This is a genomic window from Pseudomonas sp. NPDC099000, from assembly GCF_044759925.1.
Classification (GTDB): Bacteria; Pseudomonadota; Gammaproteobacteria; order Pseudomonadales; family Pseudomonadaceae; genus Aquipseudomonas.
In genome coordinates, this window is record NZ_JBIWAF010000018.1 from 102731 (window position 1) to 118222 (window position 15492).

A 15492-nucleotide genomic window follows, 5' to 3' on the forward strand; every position below is an offset into this window, starting at 1 on the left:
ATCGTTATTCCACAACACACCATTCTCCTATGCACCCAATTTTCCCCTGGAGGAGCGAGCCTGCTCGCGAAAGCGGATTGTCAGCCAACATTTTTGTTGAATGCTGAACCGCTATCGCGAGCAGGCTCGCTCCTACAAGGGGATCTGCTGTGTCAGTAAGTGTGGTGAGGTTGATCTACTGCACCGGCAAGAAATTCAGGAACAGCAAGCTCTGCGCGTAATTCAGGCCGATCCGCCGATAACGCTCGTCCAGCATCTGCGTCAGCAGGTCCAGCCGCGCGACGATCTTGCCGAACTCCACGGCAAAACTCAGGTTGCTGCCCTCCTCCGAAATTTCGTTGGAGAACAGCAAGGGCTCACCGCTTTTACTTTGCCGCTGACTCAGGATCCAGGTGGCTTTCTCGATGTTGCGTGCGGCGTTGCTGACGAAGGTCGGGTTGATCGCATCGGTCATGTAGAACTCGAGACGATTGCCGTGAGCGGTGACCAGCATGCTGCCGATGGCATAGATGAAAGCGCCGACCCGGTCGCCGAGAAACTCCGGGCTCATGGCGTAGCTCAACGCCGCGAGGTCTTTCTTGCCGCCGAGGGTGGGCAGCGGCTGTTGTTGTTCGATGGCCAGGCGCACTTGCTTTCCTGCGGTGCGGGCGTCGAGGAAGCCGGATTTTTTCAACTCGTCCGGGTTGCGCAGGTAGAGCTTGCTCATCAGCAAGTAGAGGCTGTCGAGGTTGTCGCGCATCGCCAGGGTCGCCATGCGGTCGACGCTGGTCTGGAGGAATTCCTGGGGCGTGCCTTCGCGGAACTGGCTGACGATGTCACTGCCTTGCTGCTGGCTGCAACCACTGGCGAAGAGCATCGACAGGCTGGCCAGCAGCAGGCATTGGCGACGTAGGGGTGAAGCGAAGAAGGGTAAAACTCGGGCCATGGGTGCTTGAACTTGGGCATTGGCCGACGGTGGGGATCGCCGCAGGCTGGCCAAGGAATAGAGCCGCCAAAGCTGAAAAAGTGCAGTGCCAACTGATCACCGGCCCTTCTTTGTAGCAGCTGCCGAGCCTGCGAGGCTGCGTTCGGCTGCGTAGCAGTCGTAATCTGGCGAACGCGGTTTGCCTGAAAGCATGCGGTTGCAGGTTTTACGACTGCTACGCAGCCGAACGCAGCCTCGCAGGCTCGGCAGCTGCTACAAAATAGGGTGAATTAGTCTTACTTTATTATTGTTAATATCGAATGATCAGCTATAAATGTTCTCTTGTTGAATATTTAGTAAGACTACTAGACATTTTACTGCCTTATGAAAACAACAAAAAAGGAAGGTCAACCATGCTGCACTCCCGACACCTGCTCTCCGGCCTCGGACTGTCCCTGATGATCGCCACCCTCACCGCTCAAGCGGCTGGCCTGTCCAGCGAACACAAAGCCTTCGGCAAGACCAACGACGGCACACCCGTCGAGCAATACGTCTTGCGCAACAGCCATGGCCTGCAAGCCACGATCATTACCTACGGCGGCATTTTGCAGTCGCTGAAAGTGCCGGACAAAAACGGCAAGCTCGACGACGTGGTTCTGGGTTTTGACGACGTTCAGGGCTATCAGAGCGGCACGGCATACTTTGGCGCGACCATCGGGCGTTTCGGCAATCGCCTGGCCAACGGCGCGTTTGAACTGGATGGCAAACGCTATCAGGTGCCGCTCAACGACGGTTCCAACTCACTGCACGGTGGCCCGCAGGGGTTTGACAAGCACGTGTGGAAAGCCCAGCCGAGCAAAGGCAAGGATTCGGTGGGCGTGACCCTGACGTATCTGTCGGCGGACGGTGAAATGGGGTTCCCCGGCAACCTAAAAACCGAGGTCACTTACAGCCTCACCGAGAACAATGAGTTGCGCATCGACTACAAGGCCAGCACCGATAAACCCACCGTACTGAACCTGACCAACCACAGCTATTTCAACCTCGCCGGCGCGGGCAACGGGGATGTGCTGAATCAGCTTGTCACCCTGCATTCGACCCACTACACGCCGGTCACCGCCAAGCTGATTCCTACCGGCGAACTGGCCCCGGTCGCGGGGACGCCGATGGACTTCACGCAGCCCACCGCCATCGGCAAAAACATCAAGGCCGATCACCCGCAATTGAAATTCGCTGAGCCGAAACAGGGTGGATTCGATTTCAACTGGGCCCTGGACGCCAAGGGTGACGTAGGCAAACTGGCGGCCGATGTCAGCGACCCACTCTCCGGGCGCCGCTTGCAGCTCTACACCACCGAACCCGGCGTGCAGTTCTACACCAGCAACTTCCTTGACGGCACGGTCAAGGGAAAGGGCGGCAACGTTTATCCGCATTGGGGCGCGTTCACGCTGGAGACTCAGCACTATCCCGACTCGCCGAACCAGCCGAGTTTCCCGTCCACACGACTCGACCCGGGTCAAACCTATACCCAGAACACTGTGCTGAAGTTCTCGGCCAACTAACTTCCGGCATCACACGTTGTAGCAACTGCCAAGCCTCCTCCACCCTGTGGGAGCGGGCTTGTGTGGCGAGGGGATTTATCCCCGTTCGGCTGCGAAGCAGTCGTCAAACCTGCAAGCGCCTTACGTCTGAAGAGCGTGTAGGGGGCCGCTTCGCAGCCCAACGGGGCGGTGCGACGTTTCGCTAAATCCCCTCGCCACAGGGCAGCTGCTACACGCGACGGAACCACCGGGCTATTCTGCTGCCAACCAAAGAGTACTTATCGATTCGAAAAAAGGAGGTTTTCATGCGGACCCTCGAACTGGCCGGCGTCAACGTACCGGTCATCGGCCAAGGCACCTGGCGCATGGGAGAAGATTCCTCGCAGCACAGCCAGGAAGTCGCCGCGCTGCGCCTGGGCATCGAGCTGGGCATGACCCTGATCGACACCGCCGAGATGTACGCCGAAGGCGGCGCGGAGGAAGTGGTGGGTGAAGCCATCGCAGGCGTGCGCGACAAGGTCTTTCTGGTCAGCAAGGTCTACCCGCACAACGCCAGCCGCAAAGGCATCCCCCAGGCCTGTGAACGCAGCCTGCGGCGCTTGAATACCGATTACATCGATTTATACCTGCTGCATTGGCGCGGCCAGTATCCGCTCGAGGAAACCGTCACCGCCTTCGAACGCCTGCGTGAAGAAGGCAAGATCGGCCATTGGGGCGTGTCCAATTTCGACGTCGACGATCTGCAGGAACTGAACTCTCCGGCCTGCGCCACCAACCAGGTGCTGTACAACCTGGAAGCGCGCGGCATCGAATTTGACCTGCTGCCCTGGTGCCAACAGCATCAGCAGCCGTTGATGGCATACTGTCCCATCGGTCAAGGAGGAACAATGCTGACCCATCCGGTACTCAGGCAGATTGCTGCCCGTCACGCGGTGACGCCGGCTCAGGCAGCACTGGCATGGATTCTGCGACAGACAGGCGTGATCGCTATCCCCAAAGCGGTCAAACCTGAACATGTGCAACTGAATGCGCAGGCCGCGCAATTGCGGCTCGAAGACGAGGATCTGAAGGCGCTGGACCACGCGTTTCACGCGCCACAACGCAAGCACCGGTTGGCCATGGTCTAAGCCATCGCGGTACTGTCAGAGGGCTTCTGCATGAGAAGCACTGATCAGCTCGACGACTTCAATTTGCCACGCTTTGTGCAAGCGCAAGACCCGGTGTTCGAGTGGGTCCAGGAAGAGTTGAAAACCGGCCGCAAGCGCCGGCACTGGATGTGGTTCGTCTTTCCGCAATTCGCCGGATTGGGCGGTAGTGAGATGTCCCGACATTACGCGATCCGCTCCCGCGAAGAAGCCGTGGCCTACCTTGAACATCCAAAGCTGGGCGCGCGCCTGCGAACCTGCACGCAATTGGTCCTGGACATCAAACAGCGCACGATTACCGAGATTTTCGGACATCCCGACAACCTCAAGTTTCACTCGTCGATGACCCTGTTCGCCCAGATCGCGCCCAAAGGCAGTGTGTTCCATAAGGCACTGGATCAGTATTTCCACGGCATACGGGATGACTGGACGCTGCAGCTGCTGGACTCAAAACAGGCCCAGTTGCCCACCAATCAAGGTTGAGAAGTCGTCGTCCACGAAGGGCAGAATCGCATCCGCCACCGGCTGCAATTGCTTGGTGACGTAATGGTCGTAGTCGATGGGCGCGCTGCGAATTTCCAGCGGCTCGGGCCCGGCAACGCTGATCACGTAGCTGATCCAGCCGCCGTTCTGGTATTGCCGAGGGCGACCTTGCTGGTCGTTGTAGTCATCGGCGATCCGCGCCGCACGGACGTGGGGCGGCACATTGCGTTCATAGTCATCCAGAGTACGGCGCAGACGCTTGCGGTAGATCAGGCGGTCGTCGAACTCGCCGGCCAGGGTTTTACGCACGTAGTCGCGCACATAATCCTGATACGGCTTGCGGTGGAAAATCCGCGAGTACAGCTCCTGCTGGAACTGGCGGGCCAGCGGCGACCAGTCGGTACGCACGGTTTCCAGTCCCTTGTAGACCATCTCGTCAGTGCCATCGGCGCGAGTGACCAGCCCGGCGTAGCGCTTCTTGCTGCCCTCCTCGGCGCCGCGAATGGTCGGCATCAGAAAGCGCTTGTAGTGGGTCTCGAACTGCAACTCCAGGGCGCTTTTCAGCCCGTATTCCTGTTGCACATGCTCGCGCCACCACTGGTTGACGTGGTCCACCAGCGCGCGGCCGATCTGCGCCGCTTCTTCCTGGCCGTGAGCACGACGCAGCCAGACGAACGTCGAGTCGGTGTCGCCGTAAATCACCGTGTGGCCCTGGGCTTCGATCAACTGCCGGGTGCGCAGCATGATCTCGTGGCCGCGCAAGGTGATGGACGACGCCAGGCGTGTATCGAAGAAGCGGCAACCGCTGGAACCGAGCACACCATAGAAGGCGTTCATGATGATCTTCAGCGCTTGCGACAGCGGCGCGTTGTGTTCGCGCTTGGCGGTCTCTCGGCCTTCGGCTACCCGAGCGACAATCGCCGGCAGGCAATGCCGGGTCCTGGAAAAACGCGCACCGCGAAAGCCCGGCACGGATTCGCTGTCATCGGGATGTTGCAAGCCTTCGATCAATCCGACCGGGTCGATCAGGAAGGTGCGGATGATCGACGGATAGAGGCTTTTGTAGTCGAGCACCAGTACCGACTCGTACAAACCGGGTTGCGAGTCCATGACAAAACCGCCGGGGCTGGCCTGCGCGGGCTTGTTCCCCAGATTCGGCGCCACGAAACCCTGGCGGTGCATCAACGGCATGTACAGGTGCGTGAACGCCGCCACCGAACCACCGCTGCGGTCCGCCGGCAACCCGGTAACGCTGGCGCGCTCCAGGAGGAAAGTCAGCAGTTCGGTCTTGGCGAAAATCCGCGTTACCAGTTCGCAGTCCTTGAGGTTGTATGTGGCGAGTGCCGGTTTGTCCTCAGCGAACATGCGGTTGATTTCGTCCATGCGCTGGTACGGCGTGCTGATCGCCTTGCCCTCGCCGAGCAGGGTTTGCGCGACGTTTTCCAGGCTGAACGAGGGGAAGCTCCAGGTCGCCGAGCGCAGGGATTCGATGCCGTCGATGATCAACCGGCCGGCGGCCGAGGCGAAGTAATGGTTGCGGCTGCCGTGTTCGCGCCACTGCATTTCTTCGCCGCCACGTCCCAGTTTCAACGGTACGCCCAGCTGTCGGGCGTGTTGGTGCAACACGCGCAGGTCGAACTGCACGACGTTCCAGCCGATGATCGCGTCGGGGTCATGGCGGGCGAACCATTCGTTGAGTTTTTTCAGCAGCACGGTGCGGGAGTCGCAGTAGTCGAGCTGGAAATCCACTGCGCTGTCGTCGCCATTCGGCGGGCCAAGCATGTAGACCTGGCGCTCGCCGCAGCCTTCCAGGGCGATGGAATACAACTCGCCCTGGGCGGTGGTTTCGATGTCCAGGGACACCAGTCTGAGGTTGGGCCGGTAGTCGGGAGCGGGTTTCATCTGCGCGTCGAGCAACAGGCCTTCGGCCCCTGGCTTGCCACCAAACAGGATTGGCGCGGTGATGAAGCGCTCCATCATGTAGCGTTCCGGCGGGCGCACGTCGGCTTCGTACATTTCGACGCCTGCTTTACGCAGCGCGGTTTCCAGGCGGATCAGTTGACCGTGTTGCTGGCAATACAGGCCGAGGACCGGGCGGTGCTCGAAATCCTGAAGGGCCAATGGCTTTAGCTCGACGTTTTTTTCGCCACGCAAAACGGCCTCGGCCTGCTCGCGCTGGACGGCCGGGATGAAGGCTACCGACGGTTGATGAGGCAGGCGGATACGCTGGGGACCGGTGTCGGTCGCCAGCCAGAACTCGACTTGCGTACCGGCCGGGGTGTCGCGCCAATGCCGGGTCAGGACGAAACCCTGCTGTAAATCCACCACTGCAACCTCAAGATCTGATTCAGGCGGCAATTCTACGCGTCATCGCGGGGGATAGCCCCTGCTCCACCCCCTCAGACAGACATAAACCCTGTGGGAGCGAGCTTGCTCGCGATAGCGGATTCAGAGCCAACATCATTGTTGAATGTTAATCCGCTATCGCGAGCAAGCTCGCTCCCACAGGGGTTGGTTGAGGCCATAGATCAGTGAATAACTGCGGAATACTTCCGGTTAACCGAAGAAAAACCGCCAAATGACGTTTTTTGCGCGTTATCTGCTGCTTTCCGCCTTGCCCTCTGCGCTCGGGTCTACGATTCTTCAATAACAACGAAAACACCTGAGAAGCCATCATGAAAACCGTCGCCCAACTGCTCAAGTTGAAAGATCAGAAAAATCAGGAAGTGCACCAGATCAAACCCGATCACATGGTGCTCGAAGCCCTGATGAAGATGGCCGAAAAGAACGTCGGCGCCTTGCTGGTGGTGGACAATGACGAAGTGCTGGGCATCATCAGCGAGCGGGACTACGCGCGCAAACTGGTGCTGCATGGCCGTTCTTCGGTGGGCACGCCGGTTCGCGACATCATGGTGTCGCCGGTGATCACCGTGGACACCCATCAAACCGTCGATACCTGCCTGGGCATCATGTCCGACAGACGCCTGCGCCACCTGCCTGTGGTGGAAAACGGCAAGTTGATCGGCTTGCTGTCGATCGGCGACCTGGTCAAGGAAGCCATTGCCGAACAGGCTGAATTGATTCGCCAGTTGGAGCAGTACATCCGCGGTGAGTGATTCAAAAACACCACCGTTCCCACAGGGGATCGGTGGTGTTTTTCAGGTTGGCCAATGCCGGGCGAAGACCGGTGCCAGCGTCGGGTGCCGGTCGATTCGTGTCAGCCACGCGTAAAAACCGGGTCGGGCATTGCGCAGATGCTCGCGACTGCCCGCCCACCGCGTCACCACCGCCGCCAGCACATCCAGTGCACCTGGCGTCTCGTCGTCCAGATACAACTCGCCCGAGAACTGATCGGCAAACACTTCCCAACTCCAGTGCAACCGTCGACGGGCGCCGGCCTTGAGGTTTTCCATGGCAGAGGCATCCGCCTCGACCAGCCAGCGCTCGGGGTAATCGATGATGCCGATGGCCGCGTAGCAATTACTGACGATGTACACCAGGCCCCGGATCGCCTGATCACGTTCGGCGGGCGTGTTCGACAGCAGGTTCGACTCGGGAAACGCGAGCCCCAGATGAATCAGGATCGCCGCGCTTTCGGTGAGGATGCTGCCGTCGGGCAGTTGCAAGGTGGGGATCTGCTTGAGCGGGTTGAGCTTCTCCAGGTCTTTGGCGGCCTGCGCAGACGACTCGACGTCGATGAAACGATAAGGGATTTCACAGAGCTCGAGGGCGGCTTCTATCGCGGCGGCGCCGGAGTTCTGGTGTCCGTAGAGCTGGTACATAAGCACCCCCCTTCAAGATTGTCTCTTTGTAGCGTCTGATACTGACCATGCTGGAAAATTTCTTTTTATGCCACTGCATCCAAATCGCTTTCCGATGGGTAGTACCTGTAGCAGCCCAGAGGCTGCCGAGCAGATTACTCATTTACGGAGCGCTATTCATGAACGCCAAACAGCTGATTTGCCTTGCCGGTTTGTTCGTCGTGGGCCCCATGGCCTACGCCCAGACAGGTCTGCCCGACAGCATCAAGGTCCCGGACGGGCACAAGGTCGCCCTGGAAACCACCGGTGTCGGCGAGATCACTTACGAATGCCGTGACAAGGTCAATGCCGCCGGCCAGACCGAATGGATCTTTGTCGGGCCCAAAGCGGTACTCAATGATCGCAGCGGCAAACAGGTCGGCACCTATTTCGGGCCGCCCGCCACCTGGCAGGCGAAAGATGGCTCGAAAATCACCGGCACCCAACTGGCTGTCGCACCTTCGAGTCCGGGTAACCTGCCCTATCAATTGGTCAAGGCCAATCCGGCTGAAGGCAAAGGCGCTATGACGGGCGTCAGCTACATCCAGCGCGTCGCCCTCAAAGGTGGCGTGGCCCCGAGCACTGAATGTTCGACGGCCAACAAGGGCAAGCAAGAAGTGGTGAAGTACCAGGCGGATTACATTTTCTGGGCAGCCAACTGAAAGCCTGCGGGAAATTGGTCTACGCTGCTCCGCACTGGCCCCGGTCCTATGGTCCGGGGCTGCTGCCCATTATTGATGGCTGAGATCAGTGTCCTTGCCCGAAACTCTTTTTGATTACGAAGCCCACATCGCCGCCTGCGCCCGCGGTGAACGTCAGGCCCTGCGTGATTTGTATGTGCAGGAGAGTCAACGCCTGCTGGGCGTTGCCAAACGCCTGGTGCGTGACACTGCGCTGGCAGAAGACATCGTCCACGATGCCTTCATTAAAATATGGAATGGCGCCGCGCAGTTCGACCCGGCGCGAGGGTCGGCGCGGGGCTGGATGTTCAGTTTGACGCGGCATCTGGCACTGAACTTCATCCGTGACAATAGCCGCGAGATTCAAGGCGATTTCGATGGGCTGGACGACACCGCAACATTCGATGCTCAGGCTGACTCCGGGCGCATTCATCAGTGCCTGGAACAACTGGACCCTGCAAGGCGCGCCTGTATCCTGCATGCATACGTCGACGGGTACTCTCACGCTGAAATCTCACGAAAGCTCGGCACCCCGCTGGGCACTGTCAAAGCCTGGATCAAGCGGAGCCTGACGGCATTGCGGGAGTGCATGGGATGATCAGCAAACCGACAAATGAAACCCCTGAAGAACTCGATGAACTGGCCAGCGAATATGTGTTGGGCACACTATCCACAGAGCTTCGCACCCAGGTCCAGCAGCGCGTGCGCGACGAACCTGAGTTACGGGCAGCCGTGGACGCCTGGGAGCGTCGCCTGCTCGGCCTGACCGATCTGGCCGGACCTCACCCGCCGTCACCACACCTTTGGCAGCGTATCGAGCGCAGCGTGAACAACGTGAGTCGGCAACCTTCGCTAATCTCGGCGCCCTCTTTATCCTGGTGGAATCTGTTGCCGCTCTGGCGCGGGCTCGCCGCTGCGGGGCTGGCCGCCACGTTGCTGCTCGGCGCATTGATGCTGACGCAAACCACCGTCAAGCCTACTTACCTGGTGGTGTTGGTCGGTCCTCAGGACAAGGCACCGGGCTGGGTGATCCAGGCCAGCAACCCGAGGGAAATCCAGCTGATTCCGCTGGGTATCGTCGAGGTCCCGGCCGACAAGGCGCTCGAGTTCTGGACCAAGGCCGATGGCTGGCAAGGACCGGTCTCACTGGGGTTGGTCAAACCGGGACAGACGCTGTCCATCCCGCTCGACAAGCTGCCGCCACTGCAACCCAACCAGCTGTTTGAACTGACCCTGGAAAATCCGAACGGCTCGCCGATCGGAAAACCAACCGGGCCGATTCAATTCATCGGTCGGGCGGTGAAAGTCATCTGACCGCGATCAGCCAAGCGCCGCGATCAACTCCGCTGTCGTGACAATCGAGTGGGCATACGTCGGCCCGTTGATCTCATGCGCGGCGTGCATGGCCTCGGCACTGAAAGCGGCCGTGGCGTCGCGCACCAACGTGACGTGATAACCCAGTTCGGCGGCGAACCTGGAGGTGCTTTCGATGCACGTATTGGCAAGCATCCCCACCACCACGACCTTGTCGATCCCGTGTTGCTTGAGCAGGAAATCCAGATCGGTGTTGGCAAAACCACTGCCGCCCCAGTGCTCCTTGACGATCACGTCACCGGCCTCGGGCTGGAAGTCCGGGTGCCACTCCCCGCCCCAGGTTCCGGCGGCAAATACCTGAGCACCGCTGGCGCCTTGTTGATAGGGGCTGGGGTGTTTCCAGCGCGCCAGTTCGTCGGGTTCGGCGCGGTGATGCGGAACGTAGAAAACCTGGATACCGGCCTTGCGAGCGGCCGCCACCACGGTTTTCAGGTTGGCCAGCGTGCCGACGCTGTCAGCCACCGGTTGAGCGCGGCCGTGGAGTTTGCCGCCTTCGCTGAGGAAGTCGTTGTAAGGATCCACCAGCAGCAGGCCGGTGTGGGCGGGAACATAGGCACTGGCATTCATGATCGACTCCTCAAGGGCAAAGGCACGCCAGCTATCCAGTGTAGAAGCGGTGATCAACCCCGCCGCGGCCATCCGACGACTGAACCATCACGCCTACGTGAGGGGCATCGCGCTACCTATCATTGCCGTCGATGTTCACCATCACCTCAATGAAGTTCTCATAAAAAATCCGCGGCGTACCATCGGCTCCATACCAAACAACTACACCCCGGAGCACACCATCATGAAACGCCAAATCTTCCTCAGCATCGCTTTTTCGGTTTTTGCAGTTAACGCTTTCGCCGCTTCTTCTGCTCACCCGGTTGTCGCTGAAGGCGGCTCGGATCGTCTGATTGAAAGCCGCGTCGCTGAAGGTGGTTCCGACCGTCTGATCGAAAACCGCGTTGCCGAAGGTGGTTCCGACCGTCTGATCGAAAACCGCGTTGCTGAAGGTGGTTCCGACCGTCTGATCGAAAACCGCGTTGCTGAAGGTGGTTCGGATCGTCTGATCGAGAATCGCGTCGCTGAAGGTGGTTCGGATCGTCTGATCGAGAATCGCGTTGCTGAAGGTGGTTCCGACCGTCTGATCGAAAGCCGCGCTGCATAAATGAATGGTTTTACCGCAGTACTCAATGAAAAACCCGGCCTCATCAGCCGGGTTTTTTTACGCCTGTTTTTTGCGGCCGGTCACTTGCCCGCCCGCGTCATGCATCGCTGATAACGCTCATCAACCCGCTTGGCGAACCACGCTGTCGTGAGTTTGCGGGTGATTTTCGGGCTTTGCAGCACGATCCCCGGCAACACTGCCCGAGGCAATGGCCGACCTTCCGCCTGCTCGGCCATGTCGAACACCCGCGCATAGAGCTGGGTGTCCTCGAACTGCAAACTTTTGCCCTCCTCCAATTGATCCCGAATAGTCGTGTTGCGCATGCCCAATTGCTTGCCAAGGCTGCGCACTGCCAATTCCGTGGTGCCCGGCATGATCGCGTCGTATCGCACCAGATCGCCATCCAGCGCCAAAGCGATGCCTGACACTCGACTCACCGCGTTCTGAAACGCCGCATTACGGCTGGCGTACCAACCGGCATTGAAATCGGCGAAGCGATACAACGGCTGCTTGTAACTCACCGGGTACCCAAGCAAGTGTGCAATGCCGAAGTACATGCCGCCGCGACGGCTGAACACTTCACGACGGATCGAGCCGTCCACGGGATACGGATAATCCCGCGCCTGCTGCTCGGCAAAGTCGATGCTGACCTGCATCGGCCCACCGGTGTGTACCGGGTTGAGCCCTCCAAACAAGGTCCGCCCCATGGGCACAATGCCGATGAAGTCATCGAAAATCGCGCTGAGTTCTTTTTCGCTGCGCGCCGCATTCAGCCGGTCGCTGTAGCTTTTACCGTTGGATGAACTGACCTGCAGTGCACCACTCACCAGCAGGCTGGGGATGTGCACCTTGGCGGCACGACGGTCGATCTCTTCGCGGGCGATCTTGCCCAGGCCCGGCACGGGCGGGTCGACCTGAAAGGTCGACTCTTGCTCGGTAACCGCGAGCACCGAACACAGGTTTTGCGTGGACGGATAAATGTTCTGCGCGGCAAACGCGGCGTAGATGTCCGTCGCCCAGCCTTGGCGGTCGACGGTTTTGGCCGGCAGCAGGCGCACGATCTCGGCCTTGACCTCGGCGGGTTTGCGGGTCGGCAACTCTTGAGTGCGCTGGGTGCCGCAACCGGCCAGCACCAGCAGCGCCGCGACACTCATGATCAATCGATTGGCTTGCATGGTGCTCCATCAAATCCGCTGAACCGGGTTAACCATACGATCAATGGCATGGCGCAGGCTATGACTGCGGCTGAAACGCCCCGTTCCCCTTGCCTTGAATCCCCCGCAACTTCACGGTTGCGGGGCCTTTTCCATTGGACGGCCGCCTTTTCATATCCCCGGGCTGGACCATACTTGAGCCACACACCGAGGAGGACAGGCTCATGAACCGTAGCGACGTACTGATCGTGGGCGCCGGCCCGACCGGGCTGGTATTGGCGCTGTGGTTGAGCAAACTGGGGATTCGGGTACGGATTATCGACAAGACGTCGGCCCCCGGTACTACATCCCGGGCGCTGGCGGTCCAGGCGCGGACGCTGGAGCTTTATCGCCAGCTCGACCTCAGCAATGCCGTGGTACAGAAAGGCCACCGAGTGGACGCGGCGAATTTTTGGGTCAGGGGCGAGCCCGTGGCGCGCTTGCCATTGACCGGCATTGGCGAGGGGCTGACGCCTTACGCGTTTCTCGAGATGTTCCCTCAGGACGAACACGAACAGCTGCTGATTGAACGCCTCGAAGGGTTCGGCATCAAGGTCGAGCGCAGCACCGAAATGGAGGGTTTTGAGGAAACCGGCGATGGCATCACCGCAAGGCTGCGCCTGCCCGATGGCCAGCAAGAAATCTGCCAGGCGTGTTATCTGGCGGGTTGCGACGGCGCCCGGTCAATCGTGCGCAAGACCTTGGACACCGGTTTTCCGGGCGGCACCTATCAGCAGATTTTCTACGTAGCCGACGTGCAGGCTCGCGGGCCGACGTTCAATGGTGAACTGCACGTGGACCTCGATGAAGCGGATTTCCTCGCGGTGTTTCCATTAGCCGGTGAAGGCCGCGCCCGCTTGATTGGCACCGTGCGCGACGAGCGTGCCGACCGTGTTGAAACCCTTGGGTTTGCCGATGTCAGCAGTCGGGCCATCGAACATTTGAAGGTGCAGATTGATCTGGTGAACTGGTTCTCGACGTATCGAGTGCATCATCGGGTGGCGGATCACTTTCGCAGCGGTCGCGCATTTCTATTGGGCGATGCCGCGCATGTCCACAGCCCGGCGGGCGGCCAGGGCATGAACACCGGGATTGGCGATGCCATCAACCTGGCCTGGAAACTGACGGCCGTCTTGAGCGGCGGCGCCACGTCCACGCTGCTCGACACCTACGAAACCGAACGCATCGCCTTTGCCCGCAAACTGGTGGCCACCACCGACCGGGTCTTCACGTTTGTCACCGCCGAAGGGCGCATGGCCGATTTGCTGCGCACCCGTCTGGCGCCGTTCCTGATCCCCAAAATGGCCTCATTCGAAACGTCCCGGGAGTTTCTGTTTCGCACGGTGTCGCAGATCACCCTGAACTATCGTGGGACAGCGTTGAGCACGGGCGCCTCCGGACACGTTCATGGCGGCGACCGTCTGCCCTGGGCTCACGACGGTGAGGGGGACAATTTCGAATCGCTGAAGTGTCTGACCTGGCAGGTGCATGTGTATGGCGACACCAGCGACGAAATGATCGCCTGGTGCCACGAGCATCACCTGCCGTTGCACGTGTTCGACTGGCGGCCAGCGTTTGAAGCGGCGGGTTTGGGGCGTAACGGGTTTTATCTGTTGCGGCCGGATACGTATGTGGCGATTGCCGACAACTCGGCCGACCCCAAGGTGATTGAGCGGTATTTCAAGGAGCACGGGATCCGGCCGTTTTTTGGTTCGCTCTGATTCAGTACAGTCCAAATGTGAGACCAGGCTTTTGTGGCGAGGGGATTTATCCCCGTTCGGCTGCGAAGCAGTCGTAAAACCATTGTTTGCGATGTGTCTGATACACCGCAGTGTTCGATTTGGGGCTGCTTCGCAACCCAACGGGGATAAATCCCCTCGCCACAAAAGCCCCTCACCACAAAGGCTCGCTCCTACAGGGATAGGTGGTGGGATTTAGATCCCGGCCAGGGCGAGGTCCATCGCAAAGTAGGTGAAGATCAGGTCCGCCCCCGCTCGCTTGATCGCACCAAGGCTTTCACGCACCACGCGATCCTCATCAATCGCTCCGGCCTGTGCGGCGAATTTGATCATCGCGTACTCGCCGCTGACCTGATAGGCCGACAGCGGCAAACGCGACACTTCACGGATGTCGCGGATGATGTCCAGGTACGCGCCGGCCGGTTTGACCATCAGCGCATCGGCGCCTTCCTGCTCGTCCATCAGTGACTCACGCACCGCTTCGCGGCGGTTCATCGGGTTCATCTGGTAGCTTTTGCGGTCGCCTTTAAGCGCGCTGCCGCCGGCTTCACGGAACGGACCGTAGAGCGCGGAAGCGAATTTGGTGGAATAGGCCATGATCGCGGTCTGGGTGAAACCGGCTTCGTCGAGCGCTCGGCGAATGGCCTGGACCTGCCCGTCCATGGCCGCTGACGGAGCAATCACATCCGCACCGGCCCGGGCCGCCGCCACGGCTTGTTTGCCGAGGTTGATCAGGGTCTGGTCGTTGTCGACTTCGTGGTTGTGCATCACGCCACAATGGCCGTGGTCGGTGTATTCGCAGAAGCAGGTGTCGGACATCACGATCATCTCCGGCACTGCGTCCTTGGCAATGCGCGACATGCGCGACACCAGGCCGTTGTCGTTCCAGGTGTCGCTGCCGCTGCTGTCCAGGTGATGGGAGACGCCGAACGTCATCACCGACTTGATCCCGGCGCGGGCATACCGCTCGATCTCGCCAGCCAGTTTCGACTCCGGAATGCGCATCACGCCGGGCATGCTTTTGATCGGCACGAAGTCATCGATTTCTTCCTCGACGAAAATCGGCAACACCAGGTCGTTCAGACTGAACTCGGTTTCCTGGAACAGGCTGCGCAGGCTCGCATTGCGGCGCAGACGGCGTGGACGTGCTTCGGGGAACTGACTGGACATGAGGGGTTCCTGAAAACGGAGGTCGAGACGAAAGTCGTAGGGGGCGAAGCTTATGCCCTGCGAGGCGCGGGGCACAAACCTCAGGCGCAGAACACACCATTACCAGACCGGCAATAATCGCGAGTCCAGCACAAACCTTGTGGGAGCGGGCTTGCCCGCGATAGCGGTGTATCAGTCAATACATGGGTCGACTGACACGACGCCATCGCGGGCAAGCTGATCTGGCCTAATGAATTTGGACACATCAATAGGGCGCTATGATGGCGCCCAAATCTGAGGTGTGCATGATGATGCGAAAATCCTATTCCAG

General features: G+C 59.8%; 15 protein-coding genes. 9 read left to right on the plus strand and 6 right to left on the minus strand.

Annotation, left to right across the window (positions count from 1 at the left end; genetic code table 11):
* Window positions 1-175: 175 nt before the first annotated feature.
* Window positions 176-925 (minus strand): hypothetical protein, encoded by a 750-nt coding sequence (locus ACIQV9_RS20135; RefSeq protein ID WP_403104846.1) that lies wholly within the window; start codon window positions 923-925, stop codon window positions 176-178.
* A gap of 392 nt (window positions 926-1317) precedes the next feature.
* Between ACIQV9_RS20135 and ACIQV9_RS20140 the strand changes: the two genes are divergently transcribed.
* From ACIQV9_RS20140 to ACIQV9_RS20150, 3 genes are all read left to right on the plus strand, one after another.
* Window positions 1318-2466, plus strand: a complete 1149-nt coding sequence (locus ACIQV9_RS20140) for an aldose epimerase family protein (RefSeq protein ID WP_403104849.1) — start codon at window positions 1318-1320, stop codon at window positions 2464-2466.
* Window positions 2467-2750: 284 nt separating this feature from the next.
* Window positions 2751-3572: an aldo/keto reductase gene (locus ACIQV9_RS20145; RefSeq protein WP_403104852.1), complete on the plus strand. Its 822-nt coding sequence runs from the start codon at window positions 2751-2753 to the stop codon at window positions 3570-3572.
* A 30-nt stretch (window positions 3573-3602) separates the two neighbouring features.
* The gene (locus tag ACIQV9_RS20150; protein WP_403104855.1) at window positions 3603-4073 is read left to right on the plus strand and encodes a DUF1810 domain-containing protein; all 471 of its coding nucleotides are present in this window, start codon (window positions 3603-3605) and stop codon (window positions 4071-4073) included.
* Here ACIQV9_RS20150 and ACIQV9_RS20155 read toward each other — a convergent pair.
* Window positions 4038-6398 (minus strand): DNA polymerase II, encoded by a 2361-nt coding sequence (locus ACIQV9_RS20155; RefSeq protein WP_403104858.1) that lies wholly within the window; start codon window positions 6396-6398, stop codon window positions 4038-4040. The genes ACIQV9_RS20150 and ACIQV9_RS20155 overlap by 36 nt on opposite strands.
* 350 nt (window positions 6399-6748) lie before the next feature.
* On the opposite strand from ACIQV9_RS20155, the gene ACIQV9_RS20160 reads away from it, so the two are divergent.
* The gene (locus ACIQV9_RS20160) at window positions 6749-7189 is read left to right on the plus strand and encodes a CBS domain-containing protein (RefSeq protein ID WP_111285825.1); all 441 of its coding nucleotides are present in this window, start codon (window positions 6749-6751) and stop codon (window positions 7187-7189) included.
* 42 nt (window positions 7190-7231) lie between these two features.
* Here the strand turns inward: ACIQV9_RS20160 and ACIQV9_RS20165 are convergent, their stop codons facing one another.
* Window positions 7232-7855: a glutathione S-transferase gene (locus ACIQV9_RS20165; RefSeq protein WP_403104862.1), complete on the minus strand. Its 624-nt coding sequence runs from the start codon at window positions 7853-7855 to the stop codon at window positions 7232-7234.
* A gap of 158 nt (window positions 7856-8013) precedes the next feature.
* Between ACIQV9_RS20165 and ACIQV9_RS20170 the strand changes: the two genes are divergently transcribed.
* From ACIQV9_RS20170 to ACIQV9_RS20180, 3 genes are all read left to right on the plus strand, one after another.
* Window positions 8014-8535, plus strand: coding sequence for a DUF3455 domain-containing protein (locus ACIQV9_RS20170; RefSeq protein ID WP_403104864.1), 522 nt, complete (start codon window positions 8014-8016; stop codon window positions 8533-8535).
* Window positions 8536-8629: 94 nt separating this feature from the next.
* A complete protein-coding gene (locus ACIQV9_RS20175) occupies window positions 8630-9151 on the plus strand; it encodes a sigma-70 family RNA polymerase sigma factor (RefSeq protein WP_403104867.1) in 522 nt (173 codons plus the stop codon).
* Window positions 9148-9867 carry an anti-sigma factor domain-containing protein gene (locus tag ACIQV9_RS20180; protein ID WP_403104870.1) on the plus strand — a complete coding sequence of 240 codons (720 nt, stop codon included), beginning with the start codon at window positions 9148-9150 and terminating at the stop codon, window positions 9865-9867. The genes ACIQV9_RS20175 and ACIQV9_RS20180 overlap by 4 nt, the downstream gene beginning before the upstream one ends.
* A gap of 6 nt (window positions 9868-9873) precedes the next feature.
* Here ACIQV9_RS20180 and ACIQV9_RS20185 read toward each other — a convergent pair whose 3' ends face one another.
* Window positions 9874-10494: an isochorismatase family cysteine hydrolase gene (locus tag ACIQV9_RS20185; RefSeq protein ID WP_403104872.1), complete on the minus strand. Its 621-nt coding sequence runs from the start codon at window positions 10492-10494 to the stop codon at window positions 9874-9876.
* Window positions 10495-10717: 223 nt separating this feature from the next.
* Between ACIQV9_RS20185 and ACIQV9_RS20190 the strand changes: the two genes are divergently transcribed.
* A complete protein-coding gene (locus ACIQV9_RS20190) occupies window positions 10718-11080 on the plus strand; it encodes a hypothetical protein (protein WP_403104886.1) in 363 nt (120 codons plus the stop codon).
* Window positions 11081-11160: 80 nt separating this feature from the next.
* Here the strand turns inward: ACIQV9_RS20190 and ACIQV9_RS20195 are convergent, their stop codons facing one another.
* Window positions 11161-12255, minus strand: coding sequence for a DUF1615 domain-containing protein (locus tag ACIQV9_RS20195; protein WP_403104875.1), 1095 nt, complete (start codon window positions 12253-12255; stop codon window positions 11161-11163).
* A gap of 203 nt (window positions 12256-12458) precedes the next feature.
* On the opposite strand from ACIQV9_RS20195, the gene ACIQV9_RS20200 reads away from it, so the two are divergent.
* A complete protein-coding gene (locus ACIQV9_RS20200; RefSeq protein WP_403104878.1) occupies window positions 12459-13994 on the plus strand; it encodes an FAD-dependent oxidoreductase in 1536 nt (511 codons plus the stop codon).
* Window positions 13995-14207: 213 nt separating this feature from the next.
* Here ACIQV9_RS20200 and hemB read toward each other — a convergent pair whose 3' ends face one another.
* Entirely contained in the window at window positions 14208-15182 is a 975-nt protein-coding gene (gene hemB, locus ACIQV9_RS20205; protein WP_403104880.1) for a porphobilinogen synthase, read from the minus strand.
* Window positions 15183-15492: the final 310 nt, after the last annotated feature.